Origin of the sequence: Bradyrhizobium sp. UFLA03-84 (assembly GCF_002289535.1) — a bacterium.
Lineage (GTDB): Bacteria > Pseudomonadota > Alphaproteobacteria > Rhizobiales > Xanthobacteraceae > Bradyrhizobium > Bradyrhizobium viridifuturi.
This window is the reverse complement of record NZ_NSJY01000009.1, coordinates 107,437-121,995: the sequence shown is the minus strand read 5'-3', so window position 1 is coordinate 121,995 and position 14,559 is coordinate 107,437. Positions and strand designations below refer to the sequence as shown.

General features: G+C 64.2%; 12 protein-coding genes. 6 read left to right on the top strand and 6 right to left on the bottom strand.

Annotated elements, in window-relative coordinates; all coding sequences use genetic code 11:
• Positions 1-34: 34 nt before the first annotated feature.
• On the bottom strand, positions 35-901 hold the full coding sequence (locus CK489_RS10725; protein WP_095732291.1) for a beta-keto acid cleavage family enzyme: 867 nt from the start codon (positions 899-901) through the stop codon (positions 35-37).
• A 213-nt stretch (positions 902-1,114) separates the two neighbouring features.
• Between CK489_RS10725 and CK489_RS10720 the strand changes: the two genes are divergently transcribed.
• Positions 1,115-2,338: an ABC transporter substrate-binding protein gene (locus tag CK489_RS10720; protein WP_095732290.1), complete on the top strand. Its 1,224-nt coding sequence runs from the start codon at positions 1,115-1,117 to the stop codon at positions 2,336-2,338.
• A gap of 139 nt (positions 2,339-2,477) precedes the next feature.
• On the opposite strand, the gene CK489_RS10715 is transcribed toward CK489_RS10720, so the two are convergent.
• The 4 genes from CK489_RS10715 to CK489_RS10700 all read right to left on the bottom strand — a co-directional run bounded on the left by CK489_RS10715 (position 2,478) and on the right by CK489_RS10700 (position 6,536).
• The gene (locus CK489_RS10715; protein WP_095732289.1) at positions 2,478-3,302 is read right to left on the bottom strand and encodes a helix-turn-helix domain-containing protein; all 825 of its coding nucleotides are present in this window, start codon (positions 3,300-3,302) and stop codon (positions 2,478-2,480) included.
• Between the two features lie 116 nt (positions 3,303-3,418).
• On the bottom strand, positions 3,419-4,075 hold the full coding sequence (locus CK489_RS10710) for a glutathione S-transferase family protein (protein ID WP_095732288.1): 657 nt from the start codon (positions 4,073-4,075) through the stop codon (positions 3,419-3,421).
• Positions 4,075-5,244 carry an acyl-CoA dehydrogenase family protein gene (locus CK489_RS10705; protein WP_095732287.1) on the bottom strand — a complete coding sequence of 390 codons (1,170 nt, stop codon included), beginning with the start codon at positions 5,242-5,244 and terminating at the stop codon, positions 4,075-4,077. Before CK489_RS10705 ends, CK489_RS10710 begins: the two co-directional genes overlap by 1 nt.
• A 155-nt stretch (positions 5,245-5,399) precedes the next feature.
• Entirely contained in the window at positions 5,400-6,536 is a 1,137-nt protein-coding gene (locus CK489_RS10700; protein ID WP_095732286.1) for an acyl-CoA dehydrogenase family protein, read from the bottom strand.
• Between the two features lie 215 nt (positions 6,537-6,751).
• Here CK489_RS10700 and CK489_RS10695 point away from each other — a divergent pair, with 215 nt between their 5' ends.
• The 3 genes from CK489_RS10695 (at position 6,752) to CK489_RS10685 (ending at position 10,546) form a co-directional block, all read left to right on the top strand.
• A complete protein-coding gene (locus tag CK489_RS10695; RefSeq protein ID WP_095732285.1) occupies positions 6,752-8,293 on the top strand; it encodes an acyl-CoA synthetase in 1,542 nt (513 codons plus the stop codon).
• Positions 8,294-8,413: 120 nt separating this feature from the next.
• Positions 8,414-9,634 carry an ABC transporter substrate-binding protein gene (locus CK489_RS10690; protein WP_095732284.1) on the top strand — a complete coding sequence of 407 codons (1,221 nt, stop codon included), beginning with the start codon at positions 8,414-8,416 and terminating at the stop codon, positions 9,632-9,634.
• Between the two features lie 201 nt (positions 9,635-9,835).
• Complete coding sequence (locus CK489_RS10685) at positions 9,836-10,546, top strand: DUF1614 domain-containing protein (protein ID WP_095732283.1); 711 nt, start codon at positions 9,836-9,838, stop codon at positions 10,544-10,546.
• 12 nt (positions 10,547-10,558) lie between these two features.
• On the opposite strand, the gene CK489_RS10680 is transcribed toward CK489_RS10685, so the two are convergent.
• On the bottom strand, positions 10,559-11,323 hold the full coding sequence (locus tag CK489_RS10680; protein ID WP_050630164.1) for a helix-turn-helix domain-containing protein: 765 nt from the start codon (positions 11,321-11,323) through the stop codon (positions 10,559-10,561).
• A 253-nt stretch (positions 11,324-11,576) separates the two neighbouring features.
• On the opposite strand from CK489_RS10680, the gene CK489_RS10675 reads away from it, so the two are divergent.
• Positions 11,577-13,796 (top strand): marine proteobacterial sortase target protein, encoded by a 2,220-nt coding sequence (locus tag CK489_RS10675; RefSeq protein WP_502694117.1) that lies wholly within the window; start codon positions 11,577-11,579, stop codon positions 13,794-13,796.
• A 146-nt stretch (positions 13,797-13,942) separates the two neighbouring features.
• Positions 13,943-14,530 (top strand): class GN sortase, encoded by a 588-nt coding sequence (locus CK489_RS10670; protein WP_095732429.1) that lies wholly within the window; start codon positions 13,943-13,945, stop codon positions 14,528-14,530.
• Positions 14,531-14,559 lie beyond the last annotated feature (29 nt).

The window sequence follows — 14,559 nt, the reverse complement described above, 5'->3', positions numbered from 1 at the left end:
CTCGCGTCAAGAGGCGCGCCCCGGAATGACGGGGTTAGTGCCTGACCCCAAAGATCTGTCGCGCCTCGGCCGGGCTCGCGACCTCGCGTCCCGCACGCCGCGCACAGGCTGCGAGCGCTTCGACGAGCTGCCCGTTCGACGTCACCTTGGTGCCGTCGCCGAGATAGAACGTATCCTCCAGCCCGCTGCGCAGATGACCGCCGAGGTCGGCAGCCCGCTGGTGCAGCGGCCAGATCTCGGCACGGCCAATCGCAGTGACCTGCCAATGCGCTTCCGGCGCCTTCAGCTTCAACAGGATCGGCAACAGCTCCGGATCGGCCGGCATGCCCGAGGCGACGCCCATGACGAAATTGTATTCGAGCGGTCCGGAATACATCCCGGTCTGCCGATACATCCCGACGCAGCGCACGATGCCGACATCGAAACACTCGAATTCGGGGATCGTGCCGGCCGCATTCATCACGTCGAGATAATCCTGCACCTTCTCGACCGCGTTATCGAACATCATCGGCGGCCACGCCCAGGTGTTGTCGGCCTTGACTTTGAGATAGTTCAGCGAGCCCGCATTGCATGCGGCGATCTCCGGCCTGGTCTCGCGCACGCAGTCGAGCGCGCCCTGATAGTTCGGGCCCGAGGTGCCAGTGGTATGGTTGATGATCACGCCGGGGCAGGCCTCGCGGATCGCTTGCTGGATCTCCTTGCTGACGCCAACGTCCCATGACGGCAGATGGCCCTTGTTCGGCTCCTGCTGACGCAGATGGATATGCATGATGCTGGCGCCGGCGTTGAACGCTGCCTTGGCCTCGTGCGCCATCTGTTCCGGCGTCACCGGGACATTGTGCTGCTTCGGATCGGTAAGCACGCCGTTCAGCGCGCAGGTGATAACGGCCTTGTCGCTCATGGGTCTCTTGTCCGCTTTGCAGTGCACATGCGCTGCTGATTTTCCCATGATGAGAAATTTGCCTTCGCGCCATCTTGCGTTGACTGGCTAAGTGGATGCGATCACGCCGTAATCCGCGGCCAGCCGGTTAACACAAGACGCGACACCCACCTGACGCGTAGCCTTGCCGCAAAGCAAAGCGGCGCAACAAGCCGGCATCACGGGGAGAACGTCATGGTCTCGATCAACCGGCGCACGTGGCTCACCGGCGCGGCAGGCGCGGGGCTCGCCGCAGTCGCGGGCCTCAAGCCTTCCCTGGCGGAAGACACACCAGGGGTTACCGCGACCGAGATCAGGATCGGCAGCACCACCTCCCTGAGCGGGCCGGTGTCGGCGCTCGGCGTGCAGGCGCGCTGCCAGGAAGCCTATTTCAAGATGCTGAACGAGCAGGGCGGCATCGCCGGCCGCCAGATCAAGTACATCTATTACGACGACGCGTTCAATCCGGCGAAGACGGTCGAGCAGGTGCGTCGCCTGATCGAGAGCGACAACGTCGCCTTCCTGTTCAACATGCTCGGCACCGCGCCGAATTCGGCCGTCGTCAAATATATCAACGCGGCCAAGGTGCCGCATCTGTTCCTGTCCGTGAACGGCGACAAATGGGGCGACTACAAATCCTATCCGTGGACCATGGGCTTTGCGCCGAGCGCGCGAACCGAGGCGCAGGTGTTCGTCAGATATGCGCTGAGCCAGCACAAGGACGCGAAGATCGCGGTGCTCTACCAGAACGACGATCTCGGCAAGGATTTCGTCGCCGGCGCCAAGGACGTGCTAGGCGAGCGGTTCGCGACATCGGCCGTGGTCGCCTCGCACGAAGTCACCGATCCCACGATCGATTCCCAGATCGTCGCGCTGCGCGGCGCCAATCCCGACGTGCTGATCTCGGGCACAACGGCAAAGTTCTGTGCGCAGTCGATCCGCAAGATCTACGAGCTCGGCTGGAAGCCGATGCATTTCATTGCCAGCGGTGCTGCGTCGCTGTCTTCGACCATCATCCCCGTCGGTCTCGACAAGGCGCAGGGCACGATCTCATCGGCCTATATCAAGGACGTTGCCGATCCGGCCTGGGCCAATGACCAAGGTGTGAAGGATTTCCTCGCCTTCATGGAAAAGTACTTCCCCGACGGCAATCCGAAGGAAGGCTACAATCTCTACGCCTATATGGTCGCGAACGTGCTCAAGATCGTGCTTGAGCAATGCAAAGGCAATTTCACCCGCGACAACATCATGGCGCAGGCGAACAATTTGAAGGACGTCTATGTCCCGACGCTGTTGCCCGGCATCAAGGTCAACACCAGTCCGACCAACCACCATCCCTTGCAGCAGCTTCAGCTGCAGCGGATCGAAGGTCCGGGCTGGCTGCGGTTCGGCGAGGTGATCGAGGGCGCGAATCTCTAACTGTCGTTCCGGGCAAGCGAAGCGCGACCCGGGACCCATAACCACGTTTGGGAGTTATTTCAGCCCGCTGGAGCCACAGCCGTCTCAACTACTGAGATCGGTGGTGATCGGTCCCGGCTTTCGCCGGGACGACGGATGGCTATGTCAGCGCGCGCTCTTGCCCCGTCCGGTAGATCGCAAGATCCCGCGAGCCGGAGAAGATCGCGCGCGGCTTCAAGCCATAGAAGCGGCGGATCGAGTGGCTGAAATGGGTGCTGTCCGGATAGCCGATATCCTGCGCGAGATGCGCGAGGTTGATGTCCTGATTGGCGAAGTGCAGCAGATGCCGCGCCCGCTTCCAGGCGCGGAAGGAGCGGAACGAGATTCCGGTCTCCTCCTTGAACAGATGCAGGAAGCGCGACGGCGACAGCCCGGCCTCGGCGGCACAGCCCGCGGCGGTCACGGGCTCGCCGGAGAATTGCCCGATGCGGCCGATCGCGCGCACCACGCGCGGATCGAGCACGCGCTGCGGCAGCGCGTCGCCGAAGCACATCGTGTCGAACTCGGCATTCGCGATCGCGTCGCGATGCTGCATCTCGGCCAGCGTCGCATAGGCGTTGCGAATCCGGTTCGCGAACAGATGCGAGTCCGGTCCCTGCAAACGGCGCGCAACGGCTTCCAAGATACCATCGGGCACGCTTTCCGGCTCGATCGCGACGCAGATCGCCGAACGATATTCGCTGGTGATGGTGTGGCGCAGGTTCGGCATCGTCACCGCGAGCTCGCCATGGGACTCGCGGCCCTCGCTGGTCGACAGATGCAATCCATCGCGGATCGCGACGTAGACATGGAATGCTCCGGGGCAGCGTTCACGCGGGCGGCCGAGCAGCCCGGCATAGAACACCCGCTCCGGCGTGATCAGCATCCGGTGGCCGGACTGCTGCTGGCCGGACTTCTGGCACTTCGCGTCCACGATCGCGTCCATGGCGGTTCCTCCTCGCGCGGCTCTTTGGGCCGCTGCGGCGGAGCTACCATAGCGCAAATTCGAAGCCTGTCACCGACGCGGTGGATCAATTCCGGGACACATCGTCTCGGGCACGATCAAGGCCGCGCCCGCGGGGCAACGTTCTGTTCCAGCCCGGCTTTTTGCTCCGACGCCACCGCACGCTTGTAACCGTCGCGCTGCTGCAGCCGCGCCCAATAGGCCGCGACATTCGGCCCGAAATCCTTGGCGAGGTCGATATTGCTGGCGAGCCGGAGCGCATAACCATTGACGATGTCCGCTGCGGTGAAGCGTTCCGCGCAGAGGAATTCCGACTTTGCGGCGGCGGCCTCCACCGCGCGCAGGCGGCCCAGGAACCATTTTGCATAGTCGCCGGCGACCTGCGGGTTGCGCCGCTCCTCCGGCTCGAGCTGGCTGTAGCGGAGCACCAATGTCTGCGGAAAGGTCAGCGTCGCATCGGAAAAATACATCCAGTTCAGGAACGCGCCATAGGCCGGCTCGTCGACACCCACGATCAGCGGCGTCGGACCGTATTTGGTGCCGAGGTAATGACAGATGCCGGAGGACTCCGTCATCGTGGTCTCGCCGTCGACCATGAACGGGATGGTGCCGAGCGGGTTGATGCCGAGATATTCCTTGGCGAACACGCGCGGCGGGAACGGCAGCATCTTCAGCTCATAAGGCAGCCCGAGCTCCTCCAGCATCCACAGCGGGCGGAACGAGCGCGCGGCGTCGCAGTGATACAGCGTGATCATCAGGCGTTCCCCTTTTGCTTCATGCCGGGCAGCGTGCCCATCATCTTGCACAATACCATGAGCATCACCTCGTCGGCGCCGCCGCCGATCGAGGTCAGGCGGCTGTCGCGATAGGCCCGGCTGACCGGCGTCTCGTTGGTAAAGCCCATGCCGCCCCAATATTGCAAGCAGGCGTCGGTCAGCTCGCGGCCGAGCCTGCCGGCCTTCAATTTCGCCATGGTCGCGAGCCGGGTGACATCCTCGCCGGCGACCAGTGCCTCGGCGGCGCGATAGATCAGCGAGCGCAGCAGTTCGACCTCGGTCTGCATCTCCGCGAGCTTGAAGTGCACCACCTGATTATCGAGGATCGAGCCGCCGAACGCCTTGCGGTTGCGGGTGTAGTCGATGGTCTCGTTGATGATGAATTCATGCGCCTTCAGGCAGGCCGCCGAGCCCCACAGCCGCTCCTCCTGGAACTGGATCATCTGGTAGGTAAAGCCTTGGCCTTCTTCGCCGATCCGGTTGCGCTTCGGCACCCGGACATTGTCGAAGAAGATCTGCGCCGTATCGGACGAGCGCATGCCGAGCTTGTCGAGCTTGCGCGCGACTTGGACACCCCTGGTCTTCATCGGCACGCAGATCAGCGACTTGTTGCGATGGACCTGGCCGTCGCTGGTGTTGGCGAGCAGGCAGATCCAGTCGGCCTGGGTGCCGTTCGTGATCCACATCTTGCCGCCGTTGATGACATAGTCGTCGCCGTCGGAGCGGGCGTTGGTCTTGATCGAGGCGACGTCGGAGCCGGCGCCGGGCTCGGAGACGCCGATGCAGGCGACCTGGTCGCCGGCAATCGCAGGCGCCAGAAATTCGCGCCGCACCTCGTCGGAGCCGAACCGCGCCAGCGCCGGCGTCGCCATGTCGGTCTGCACCCCGATCGCCATCGGCACGCCGCCGCAGGTGATGGCCCCCAGCTCCTCGGCCATCATCAACGCGTAGGAATAATCCAGCCCCTGGCCGCCGAACTCGACCGGCTTGTTGAGGCCGAGGAAGCCGAGATTGCCGAGCTTCTTGAACAGCTCATGCGCCGGGAAGATGTCGGCCTTCTCCCATTCGTCGACATGGGGATTGATCTCGGCCGCGATGAATTTTTGGAGCGCGCGGCGCGGCTCGTCGTGGTCGGCGGTGAAGAGCATTGTTCGGTCTATCCCTTGTCATTCCGGGGCGGCCGCGAAGCGGACGAGCCCGGAATCCATTCAACCTCGAATCTGCTGCCCGATGGATTCCGGGCTCTCGCTTCACGAGCCCTCAGGTGCGCAATTGCGCACCGGGGAATGACGAGGCAGGTTTGTCACAATCCCATCTGCCTCGACGCGAGATCCTTCATGATCTCCTCGGTGCCGCCGCCGATGGCGTTGACCTTGACCTCGCGGTAGATGCGCTCGACCTTGACGCCACGCATGAAGCCGGCGCCGCCGAAGATCTGCACCGCCTCGCTGGCGCAATGCGCCATGGTTTGCGTCGCCTGGTTCTTCATCATGCAGATCTCGGCGACCGGGCTTTCGCCCTGGCCGAGCCGCCACGCCAGCATCTCCAGCATCGCCTGCGAGGCTGCGACCTTCTGCGCCATGTCGACGATCTTGTGCCGGATGACCTGGTGCTGGGCGATCGGCTTGCCGAAGGTCTTGCGCTCCTTGGCGTAGGCGATCGCCTCGTCGAGGCAGACCCGCGCATACGCCGTGCAGCTTGCCGCCATCCCCATGCGCTCGCTGTTGAAGTTGTACATGATTTGCTTGAAGCCCTGGCCCTCTTCGCCGATCAAATTCTCGACCGGCACACGGCATTCGTCGAAATGCAACGTCGCGGTGTCGGAGGCCCACCAGCCCATCTTCTTTAATTTCGTGCGAGACAGACCCGGCGTGTCGCCCTCGATCAAGAGCAGGCTGACGCCGCCGGGACCCTCGCCGCCGGTGCGCACCGCGACCGTCAGATAGTCGGCGCGCATGCCCGAGGTGATGAAGGTCTTCTCGCCGCTGACCACGTAATGATCGCAGTCGCGCCGCGCCTTGGTGCGCAGATTGGCGACATCGGAGCCGCCGCTCGGCTCGGTGATCGCGAGCGCGGAGATCTTCCTGCCGGCAAGCACCTCCGGCAGCACCCGCGCCCTCACCTCCGGCCGCGCGGCGCGGGCAATCGGCGGCGAGCCGATGGTATGGCTCATCAGGCTCGAACTGACACCGCCGGCGCCGGCCCGCGCCAGTTCCTGCGAGGCGACGATCTTCATGAACTGGTCGGCGGCGACCCCGCCATATTCCTCCGGGAAACCGAGGCCGAGCAGCCCGATCTCGGACGCCTTGGCATAGAGCTCGCGCGGAAACTCGCCCTCCTCGTCCCATTGATGGGCATAAGGCTCGATTTCCCTGGTCACAAAGCGCCGCATCACCTCGCGAAAGGCCTCATGCTCACCGGTATAGAACGGGTTTGCCATCCGCGTGCTCCATTGATTCTCGCGCCCGACGATGTCCGGATTTTTCCCGGTTCACTTGCGTCGAGTGGCTGCCGGCCGGACCGGCGTTCCATCTGGCCACCCGCCAGCCACTAAACGCAAGACAGTATCCCGATACGCCCCCTCCACTGCCAATCCATGGCATCAATCGAGCCAGGAACAGGCGGCGCAAGACTGCCGTTCCAGAGGAGGGACATGTGCCGGTTCGTTACTACGACTGGATCGCGCATCATCGCCGGCGCACGCCGGACAAGATGGCGCTTGTCGATCTCGCAAGCGGACGCCGTTTTGGCTATGCGGAACTCGATGCCCGCGTGTCGCGGCTCGCCGCCTATTTGCGCGACGGCCTGAAGGTTGCGCGCGGTGACCGCGTCGCGGTGCTGGCCCTGAACACGACGGATACGCTGGAGGCACAGTTCGCCTGCTTCCGGATCGGCGCGGTCTTCCTGCCGCTCAACACCCGCCTCACCGTTCCCGAGCTGCGCTACATCACCGGCGACGCCTCGCCCAAGGTGATGATCCATGACGACGACCTCGCCGAGACCGCGCTTGCGGTCGCCAAGCTCTGCGATGTCGCGTCGACCGTGAGGCTCGGCCCCGGCGGCGCCTATGAAGCCGGCATCGCGGCGGCGAAGCCGCTCGAACGGTTCGAGGAGGTCACGCTCGATGACATCTCGACCATCATGTACACCTCGGGCACCACGGGACAGCCCAAGGGCGCGATCATCACGCATGGGATGACGTTCTGGAATTGCGTCAATCTCGGCGGCCCCGCCTACATCTCGCCGGCCTCGGTGCTGCTGACGGTGCTGCCGCTGTTCCACACCGGCGGGCTGAATTGCTACACCAACCCGGTGCTGCATGCCGGCGGCACCGTGCTGATTATGCGCACGTTCGATCCCGGCGAGGCACTGAAACTGATCGGCGATCCCGCACAGGGCATCAACGTGTTCTTCGGCGTGCCCGCGATCTACCAATTCATGGCGCAGCATCCTTCGTTCGCAACGGCGGGTTTCAGCCGCCTGATGATTGGCGGCGTCGGCGGCGCACCGATGCCGGTGCCGTTGCTCAAGACCTGGGAGGCGCGCGGCGTCGCGCTGCAACAGGGCTACGGCATGACCGAGACTTCGCCGGCGGTGATGGTGCTCGACCGCGAGGACGCCGCGCGCAAGGCCGGCTCATCCGGCAAGCCCGTGCTGCACACGGAAGTTCGCATCGTGCGCCCCGACGGCAGCGATGCCGCGGTCGGCGAACTCGGCGAACTCTGGGTTAAGGGCCCGAACATCACGCCGGGCTACTGGAACCGGCCGGATGCCAATGCCTCCTCGTTCACCGACGGCTGGCTGCATACCGGCGACGCCACGCGGATCGACGAGGAGGGCTTCTACTACATCGTCGACCGCTGGAAGGACATGTACATTTCCGGTGGCGAAAACGTCTATCCGGCCGAGGTCGAGAGCGTGCTGCATCAACTCGCGGCCGTAGCCGAAGCCGCCGTCATCGGCATCCCGAACGAGCAATGGGGCGAGGTCGGGATGGCCGTGATCGCGGTGAAGCCGGGCCATTCGCTGACGCCGACCGAGATCCACGCACATTGCCAGGCCAATCTGGCGCGGTTTAAATGCCCGCGTCTGATCGAATTCATCGATGCCCTGCCGCGGAATGCGACGGGCAAAATTCATAAGCCGACGCTCCGGCAGCAATTCAGCCAGCCGAAGCCAACCGATACTGCCGCATGATCCCGGGCACGCACGTCGCGTCTCCTGGTCATGCCGAGAGTTGCCCGCGACCGTCTGCCGGGACCGGCCGCGGGTTCGTTGCGTAGTCCCCAACCAGAATCAATCGAGGAAATTGCCTTTATGAAAACTACAAAATTGTCGCTGCTGGCCGCCGCCACGGCGCTCTGCCTGCTCTCCACCCAGGCCGCCTTTGCCCAAAAGAAGTATGACACCGGCGCCTCCGACACCGAGATCAAGATCGGCAACGTCGAGGCCTATAGCGGCCCCGCATCCGCCTATGGCGTCATCGGCAAGACCGAGGAAGCCTATTTCAAGATGATCAACGATCAGGGCGGCATCAACGGCCGCAAGATCAACTGGATCTCCTATGACGACGGCTACTCGCCGCCGAAGACCGTGGAGCAGATCCGCAAGCTGATCGAGAGCGATGAAGTCTTTTTGGTGTTCAACGCGCTGGGCACGCCGACCCAGACCGCGGTGCAGAAGTATCACAACGCCAAGAAAGTGCCGCAGCTGTTCCTCGCCACCGGCGCCAGCAAGTGGAATGATCCGAAGGAATTCCCGTGGACGATGGGCTTCCAGCCGAGCTACCGCGTCGAGGCGCGGATCTTCGGCAAGTACATCCTCAAGGCCAAGCCGGATGCCAAGGTCGCGATCTTCTATGCCAATGACGATTTCGGCAAGGACTACCTGATCGGGCTGAAGGAGGTGCTCGACAAATCGAGCGTCAAGATCGTCGCCGAGGAAAGCTACGAGACCACGGAGCCGTCGATCGATTCCCACATCGTCAAGCTGAAGGACACCGGCGCCGATGTATTCGTCAACATCTCGACGCCGAAATTCGCCGCGCAGGCGATCAAGAAGATCGCCGAACTCGGCTGGAAGCCGATGCAGGTGATGACCGACGTCTCGATCTCGATCGGCGCCGTGATGAAGCCCGCCGGCCTCGAGGCCTCCGAAGGCGTGCTGTCGGCCGGCTACCTCAAGGACGCCTCCGATCCGCAGTGGAAGAATGACGAGGGCATGAAGAAGTTCATGGCCTTCGCCGAGAAGTACCTGCCGGGCGCCAACCTGTCCGACGCCAACCTGGTCTATGGCTACGCCGCGGCGCAGACCATGGTGCAGGTGCTGAAGCAGGCCGGTGACAACCTGACCCGTGAGAACGTGATGAAGCAGGCCGCCAGCCTGAAGGACTTCACGCCCGACACGCTGATCCCCGGCATCCGGATCAACACCAGCGCGACCGACTTCGCTCCGGTCGAGCAGCTCAAGATGATGCAGTTCAAGAACGGACAGTGGGAGCTGTTCGGCGACATCATCAGCGCCGAGACCGGCGGCTAGCGCCAGCCGCTCGACGGGTAACGAGTACCGCGAAGCCGCCCACCCGGGCGGCTTCGCTTTTTGGCGTGTATGTGGCTCTCTCACCGTCATTCCCGCGCAACGGTTTCGCCGTTGTGCAGGGGTGACCGGACTCCTGCTTGTGATCCCATCCAAAATTCCTACCTGATCAGAGGGGCCGCGCCGAACCGGACTGCCGAACCGATGCATTCCAGCGTTCATTATCTGCCGCTGACGCCGGGATTTTTCTCGATCCTGGTATTCGCGGCCGTGGCGCTGGTGGTCCTGATCCAGCTTCGCATCCTGCGCTACGCCTATATGCGGCTCGGCATCGGTCCCGGCGTCGCGTTGCTGCTGCTGTTCGGTTCGTTGATTGGCAGCTATTTCAACATCCCGATCACCGTGCTGCCCGGAGCGCCAGTGCGATCCGGGCAGATCGTCGACTTTTTCGGCATGCGCTACGTCGTGCCCTATCTCGCATCGCCGAGCACGATCCTTGCCGTGAATGTCGGCGGCGCGGTGATCCCGGCCCTGATGTCCGCTTATTTGATGCTGCGCTACCAGCTCTGGCTGAGAGCCATGATCGCGACGGTGGTCATCGCCGCCATCGTCCATGCCAGCGCCACGCCTGTGCAGGGAATGGGGATCGCTGTTCCCGTGTTCGTTCCGGTCGTGGCGACCGCCATCCTCGCGCTGCTGCTGTCCCGCGAATATGCGGCACCGCTCGCCTATATCGGCGGCTCGATGGGAACGCTTCTCGGTGCCGACCTGCTCAACCTCGACAAGATCGGCAGCCTTGGCGCGCCGATCGCATCGATTGGTGGTGCCGGCACGTTCGACGGCATTTTCCTGACCGGCATTCTAGCCGTGCTGATCGCCGGCGTAGCCGCGCCGCCGCGTCCGAGACCGGCGTAATCCTGTCGGGACTTATCCCGGCAGGAAGATCGCGAACGGCTCGTCGATCGTGCGGCGCAGATGCTCGCGATAGACGGCGAAGTTGGCATCGTCTGCCGATACCCGGCCAAGGCTCGGCTTGGCCACGTTCTTCACCGGCAGGAATGCGATCGGCGCGGCGACCGGGGTCAGCAGCGAGCCGCGACCAGCGAGCAAGGTCGTGATGATGCCGTACATTTCGCCGGAATTGCGCGGGCGCGAGACCGTGATGACGCGATGCTGGCCGTGCCGGTTGGTCACGAGATAGACGAAGCCCGATTCATTGGGCACCGCCACCTCGCCATACTGGGTGTAGTCGGAATCCTGTCGCTCGCCTTCGCGGAAGCCGAGCGATGACGTCGCCTCGTCCCAAGTGATCTCGGTGCGGTAGGCATAGAGCGCGCCCTGCTCGCCGAACGATGGACGCACCGTGATGTAGGTGCCCTCGATCCGCGCCACCGACCGGCGCGAGTAGGATCCGAGGCTGTCGGGCGCGATCCCGCCATTGGCGGGTGCCGTCACCGTGATCGCCTCCGGCAGCTTGCGCAAGGAAACGCCGAGCGCCTGTTCCAGCCGCACGGTGGTTGCCAGCGTGAACGGGCGGCGGCCGCCGAGCACCTTCTCCAATGTCGACAGGCTGAGCTTGGCCTGCTCCGCCAGCGTCTGCCGCGAGATTCGGCGGCGTGCGATCTCCTCGCGGATGGTCTCCGCGACCTGCTGGCTCTGCTCGGCGGAAAGCTGCTTGTCCGGCGTCGGCATTCTGATTCCTGCCCGGTTCCCCTTGATTCCGCGCAGTCTAGCAGACCGGACAATCCATCACAAAACCGCACAAACCCGCCTTGGCCGGCGGCGGGCGGCGCCGGACGGCGGCCAATCATTGCCGATCATTCTGCTCGCGCCAAAACCGCCGCTCTCCATGATTGCGAAGCAGCGAAAGGCTCGCTCGGGAGTGACGACAATGACGATTTACGATGCATGTGAGAGCAGTCCGCAGATACGCATGTCGCGCAGGATGCGGATCGTGCTGTTCTTCCTGGTGGAAGGTGTCGCCGCGCTGGTGATCGGCTTTGCGGCGCTGTTCCTGAGTTTCGATCCGGTGTGGTCGGCCGAACTGCAGCAGCAGACGCTGTTGCGGCCGAGTGATGCGCGCTCCGGCTCGCTGCTGTTCAAGACCGACGACGGCTATAGGGAAGCATTGAGGCTCGGCGTCGATGTCGACCTTACCGTGTCGGGTCCGACCGTCCGCGCTCGCGTCACCCAGATCTTCCGCAACCCGACCAAGGACTGGGTAGAAGCAACCTACGTCTATCCGCTGCCGGCCGGCGGCGCGGTCGACACGCTGAAGATGGTGGTCGGCGATCGCATCGTGGTCGGCGACATCAAGGAGCGGCAGCAGGCCCGCGCCATCTATGAGCAGGCCAAGCAGAACGGCCAGAAGGCCGCGCTCACCGAGCAGGAGCGGCCCAACATCTTCACCAACTCCGTCGCCAATATCGGCCCCGGCGAAACCGTGCTGGTGCAGATCGAATATCAGGAGCCGGTGCAGCAGAACGGCAACGAATTCTCACTGCGGGTGCCGATGGTGGTCGGCCCGCGCTACAATCCGCGTCCCGTCGTGCAGAGCGTCGACCTCCGTGCCGACGGCAACGGCTGGGGCGCCACCACGACCGATCCGGTGCCGGATCGCAACCGCATCACGTCTGAGGTGCTCGATCCAGCCGCAAATGCGCCGATCAACCCGACCAACATCACGGTGCATCTCAACGCCGGCTTCCCGCTCGGCGAGGTGAAGAGCCATTTCCATCAGGTCAGGATCGACAGCCCCGACAGCACCACGCGCGTCGTCAAGCTTGCCGAAGGCCCAGTGCCGGCCGATCGCGACTTTGAGCTGACCTGGAAGCCGGCCGCCGAGAAGGCGCCGTCGGTCGGGCTATTCCGCGAGCATGTCGGCAATTCCGACTATTTGCTCGCCTTCGTCACCCCGCCATCGGTGGAGCAGGCGCAACAGAAGCCGTTGCCGCGCGAGGTGATCTTCGTGATCGACAATTCCGGCTCGATGGGCGGCACCTCGATCATCCAGGCCAAGGCGAGCCTCACTTACGCGCTCGGCCGCCTGCAGCCCGGCGATCGCTTCAACGTGATCCGCTTCGACGACACCATGGACACCCTGTTTCCGTCACCGGTCGCGGCCAACAACGCCAATATCGGCAATGCGATGGCGTTCGTCAGCGCGATACAAGCGCGCGGCGGCACCGAGATGGTGCCGGCAATGCGGGCCGCGCTCTCCGACACCAACCACGACGACGCTGACCATGTCCGCCAGGTCGTATTCCTGACCGACGGCGCGATCGGCAACGAGCAGCAATTGTTCGAGACCATCAGCGCGCTGCGCGGCCGCTCGCGGATCTTCATGGTCGGCATCGGTTCGGCGCCGAACACCTATCTGATGACGCGCGCCGCCGAGCTCGGCCGCGGCACCTTCACCCATATCGGCTCGGTCGAGCAGGTCGACGAGCGGATGCGCGACCTGTTCGCCAAGCTGGAGAATCCCGCGGTGACCACGCTCTCCGCAAAGTTCTCCGAGGCCGCGGCCGACCTGACGCCGTCGGCGCTGCCCGACATCTATCGCGACGAGCCGATGGTGTTGGCCGCAAAACTCGACAAGCTCGCCGGCTCGGTCGAAATCAAGGGCCGCATCGGCGACCGCCCGTGGAGCGTGACGCTGCCGCTCGCGAATGCCGCCGAAGGCAAGGGCCTGTCGAAACTGTGGGCTCGCCGCAAGATCGCCGATGCCGAAGTCGCACGCACCACGCGGCAGCAAAGTCCCGAAGACGCCGACAAGACCATCCTGGCGCTGGCGCTGGAGCATCAGCTCGTTACGCGGCTGACCAGCCTCGTCGCGGTCGACAAGACGCCGAGCCGCCCGGAAGGCGAGCCGCTGAAGCTCTCCGAACTGCCGCTCAACCTGCCCGCCGGCTGGGACTTTGCAAAGGTGTTCGGCGAGCGCCCGGGCCTGCCGGCCACGCCGACCGAACGCCGCGCCGACGCAGGCAACGGCAAGATGCAGCTCGCTGCGCTGAAGCGCTCACCGGTCGCAACGCAAGGTCCCGGCACCATCCAGCTGCCGAAGACCGCGACCGATGCGGAACTGAAGATGATCGCGGGTGTGATCCTGCTCACGGTCAGCCTGCTGCTTCTGGTGTTCAACCGGCGTCAGACGTCGCCCCAATGACGTCGGATGAGAGGAGAAGGTGCCCCCCGACCTTCTCCTTTCCAAGAGCGCGCGCGGCCTTCCCACCCGTCCCCCAGGGGCCGCGCGCGTCACTTCTTCCTCAGCCGTCATCGCGAGCGCACGAGCAATGACGAGGAAAAATGAAGATGCGTCGCTTCATCCTGCTCGCCTTCGCCCTCATCGGCCTGATCCTGTTCGGCCAGGGCGCCTACATCCACGCCAAGGCACTGCTCGCGCAGGTGCTGCTGGAGCGCGCGTTTGCAAAGAGCATCGCAACCGGCCAGCCCGTGAAACCATGGCGCTGGGCCGATACCTGGCCGGTGGCCCGGATCGAGATCAAGCGCCTGCACGCGTCCGCGATCGTGCTCGCCGGCAGCAGCGGCCAGGCGCTGGCGTTCGGCCCGGGCCATGTCGAGCAGAGCGTCGATGCCGGCGAGCGGGGCGTCGCGGTCTATTCAGCGCATCGCGACACGCATTTCCGGTTTCTGAAAGATGTCACAATCGGCGACGAGATCGACGTCACGAGGAGCGACGGCAGGATGTTTCGCTACCGGGCCGATCGCAGCGCGGTCGTCCGCTTCGATCAGTCCGGTATCGACCCGCTGACCGGCCGGTATGAGCTCGTGCTGTCGACCTGCTGGCCGTTCGACGCGCTGACATCGGGTCCCGAGCGCTATGTGTTGCACGCGACCATGATCGAACCGGATTCGCGGGTCCCCGAATCGGGTTCCTGACGCGCATCGATTTTGCGCCTGCCGGGATA

Excerpts from the sequence above, each read along its gene's own strand:
- CK489_RS10725 (WP_095732291.1), bottom strand. The coding sequence starts at position 901 with ATGAGCGACAAGGCCGTTATCACCTGCGCGCTGAACGGCGTGCTTACC.
- CK489_RS10720 (WP_095732290.1), top strand. The coding sequence starts at position 1,115 with ATGGTCTCGATCAACCGGCGCACGTGGCTCACCGGCGCGGCAGGCGCG.
- CK489_RS10715 (WP_095732289.1), bottom strand. The coding sequence starts at position 3,302 with ATGGACGCGATCGTGGACGCGAAGTGCCAGAAGTCCGGCCAGCAGCAG.
- CK489_RS10710 (WP_095732288.1), bottom strand. The coding sequence starts at position 4,075 with ATGATCACGCTGTATCACTGCGACGCCGCGCGCTCGTTCCGCCCGCTG.
- CK489_RS10705 (WP_095732287.1), bottom strand. The coding sequence starts at position 5,244 with ATGCTCTTCACCGCCGACCACGACGAGCCGCGCCGCGCGCTCCAAAAA.
- CK489_RS10700 (WP_095732286.1), bottom strand. The coding sequence starts at position 6,536 with ATGGCAAACCCGTTCTATACCGGTGAGCATGAGGCCTTTCGCGAGGTG.
- CK489_RS10690 (WP_095732284.1), top strand. The coding sequence starts at position 8,414 with ATGAAAACTACAAAATTGTCGCTGCTGGCCGCCGCCACGGCGCTCTGC.
- CK489_RS10685 (WP_095732283.1), top strand. The coding sequence starts at position 9,836 with ATGCATTCCAGCGTTCATTATCTGCCGCTGACGCCGGGATTTTTCTCG.
- CK489_RS10680 (WP_050630164.1), bottom strand. The coding sequence starts at position 11,323 with ATGCCGACGCCGGACAAGCAGCTTTCCGCCGAGCAGAGCCAGCAGGTC.
- CK489_RS10675 (WP_502694117.1), top strand. The coding sequence starts at position 11,577 with ATGCGGATCGTGCTGTTCTTCCTGGTGGAAGGTGTCGCCGCGCTGGTG.
- CK489_RS10670 (WP_095732429.1), top strand. The coding sequence starts at position 13,943 with ATGCGTCGCTTCATCCTGCTCGCCTTCGCCCTCATCGGCCTGATCCTG.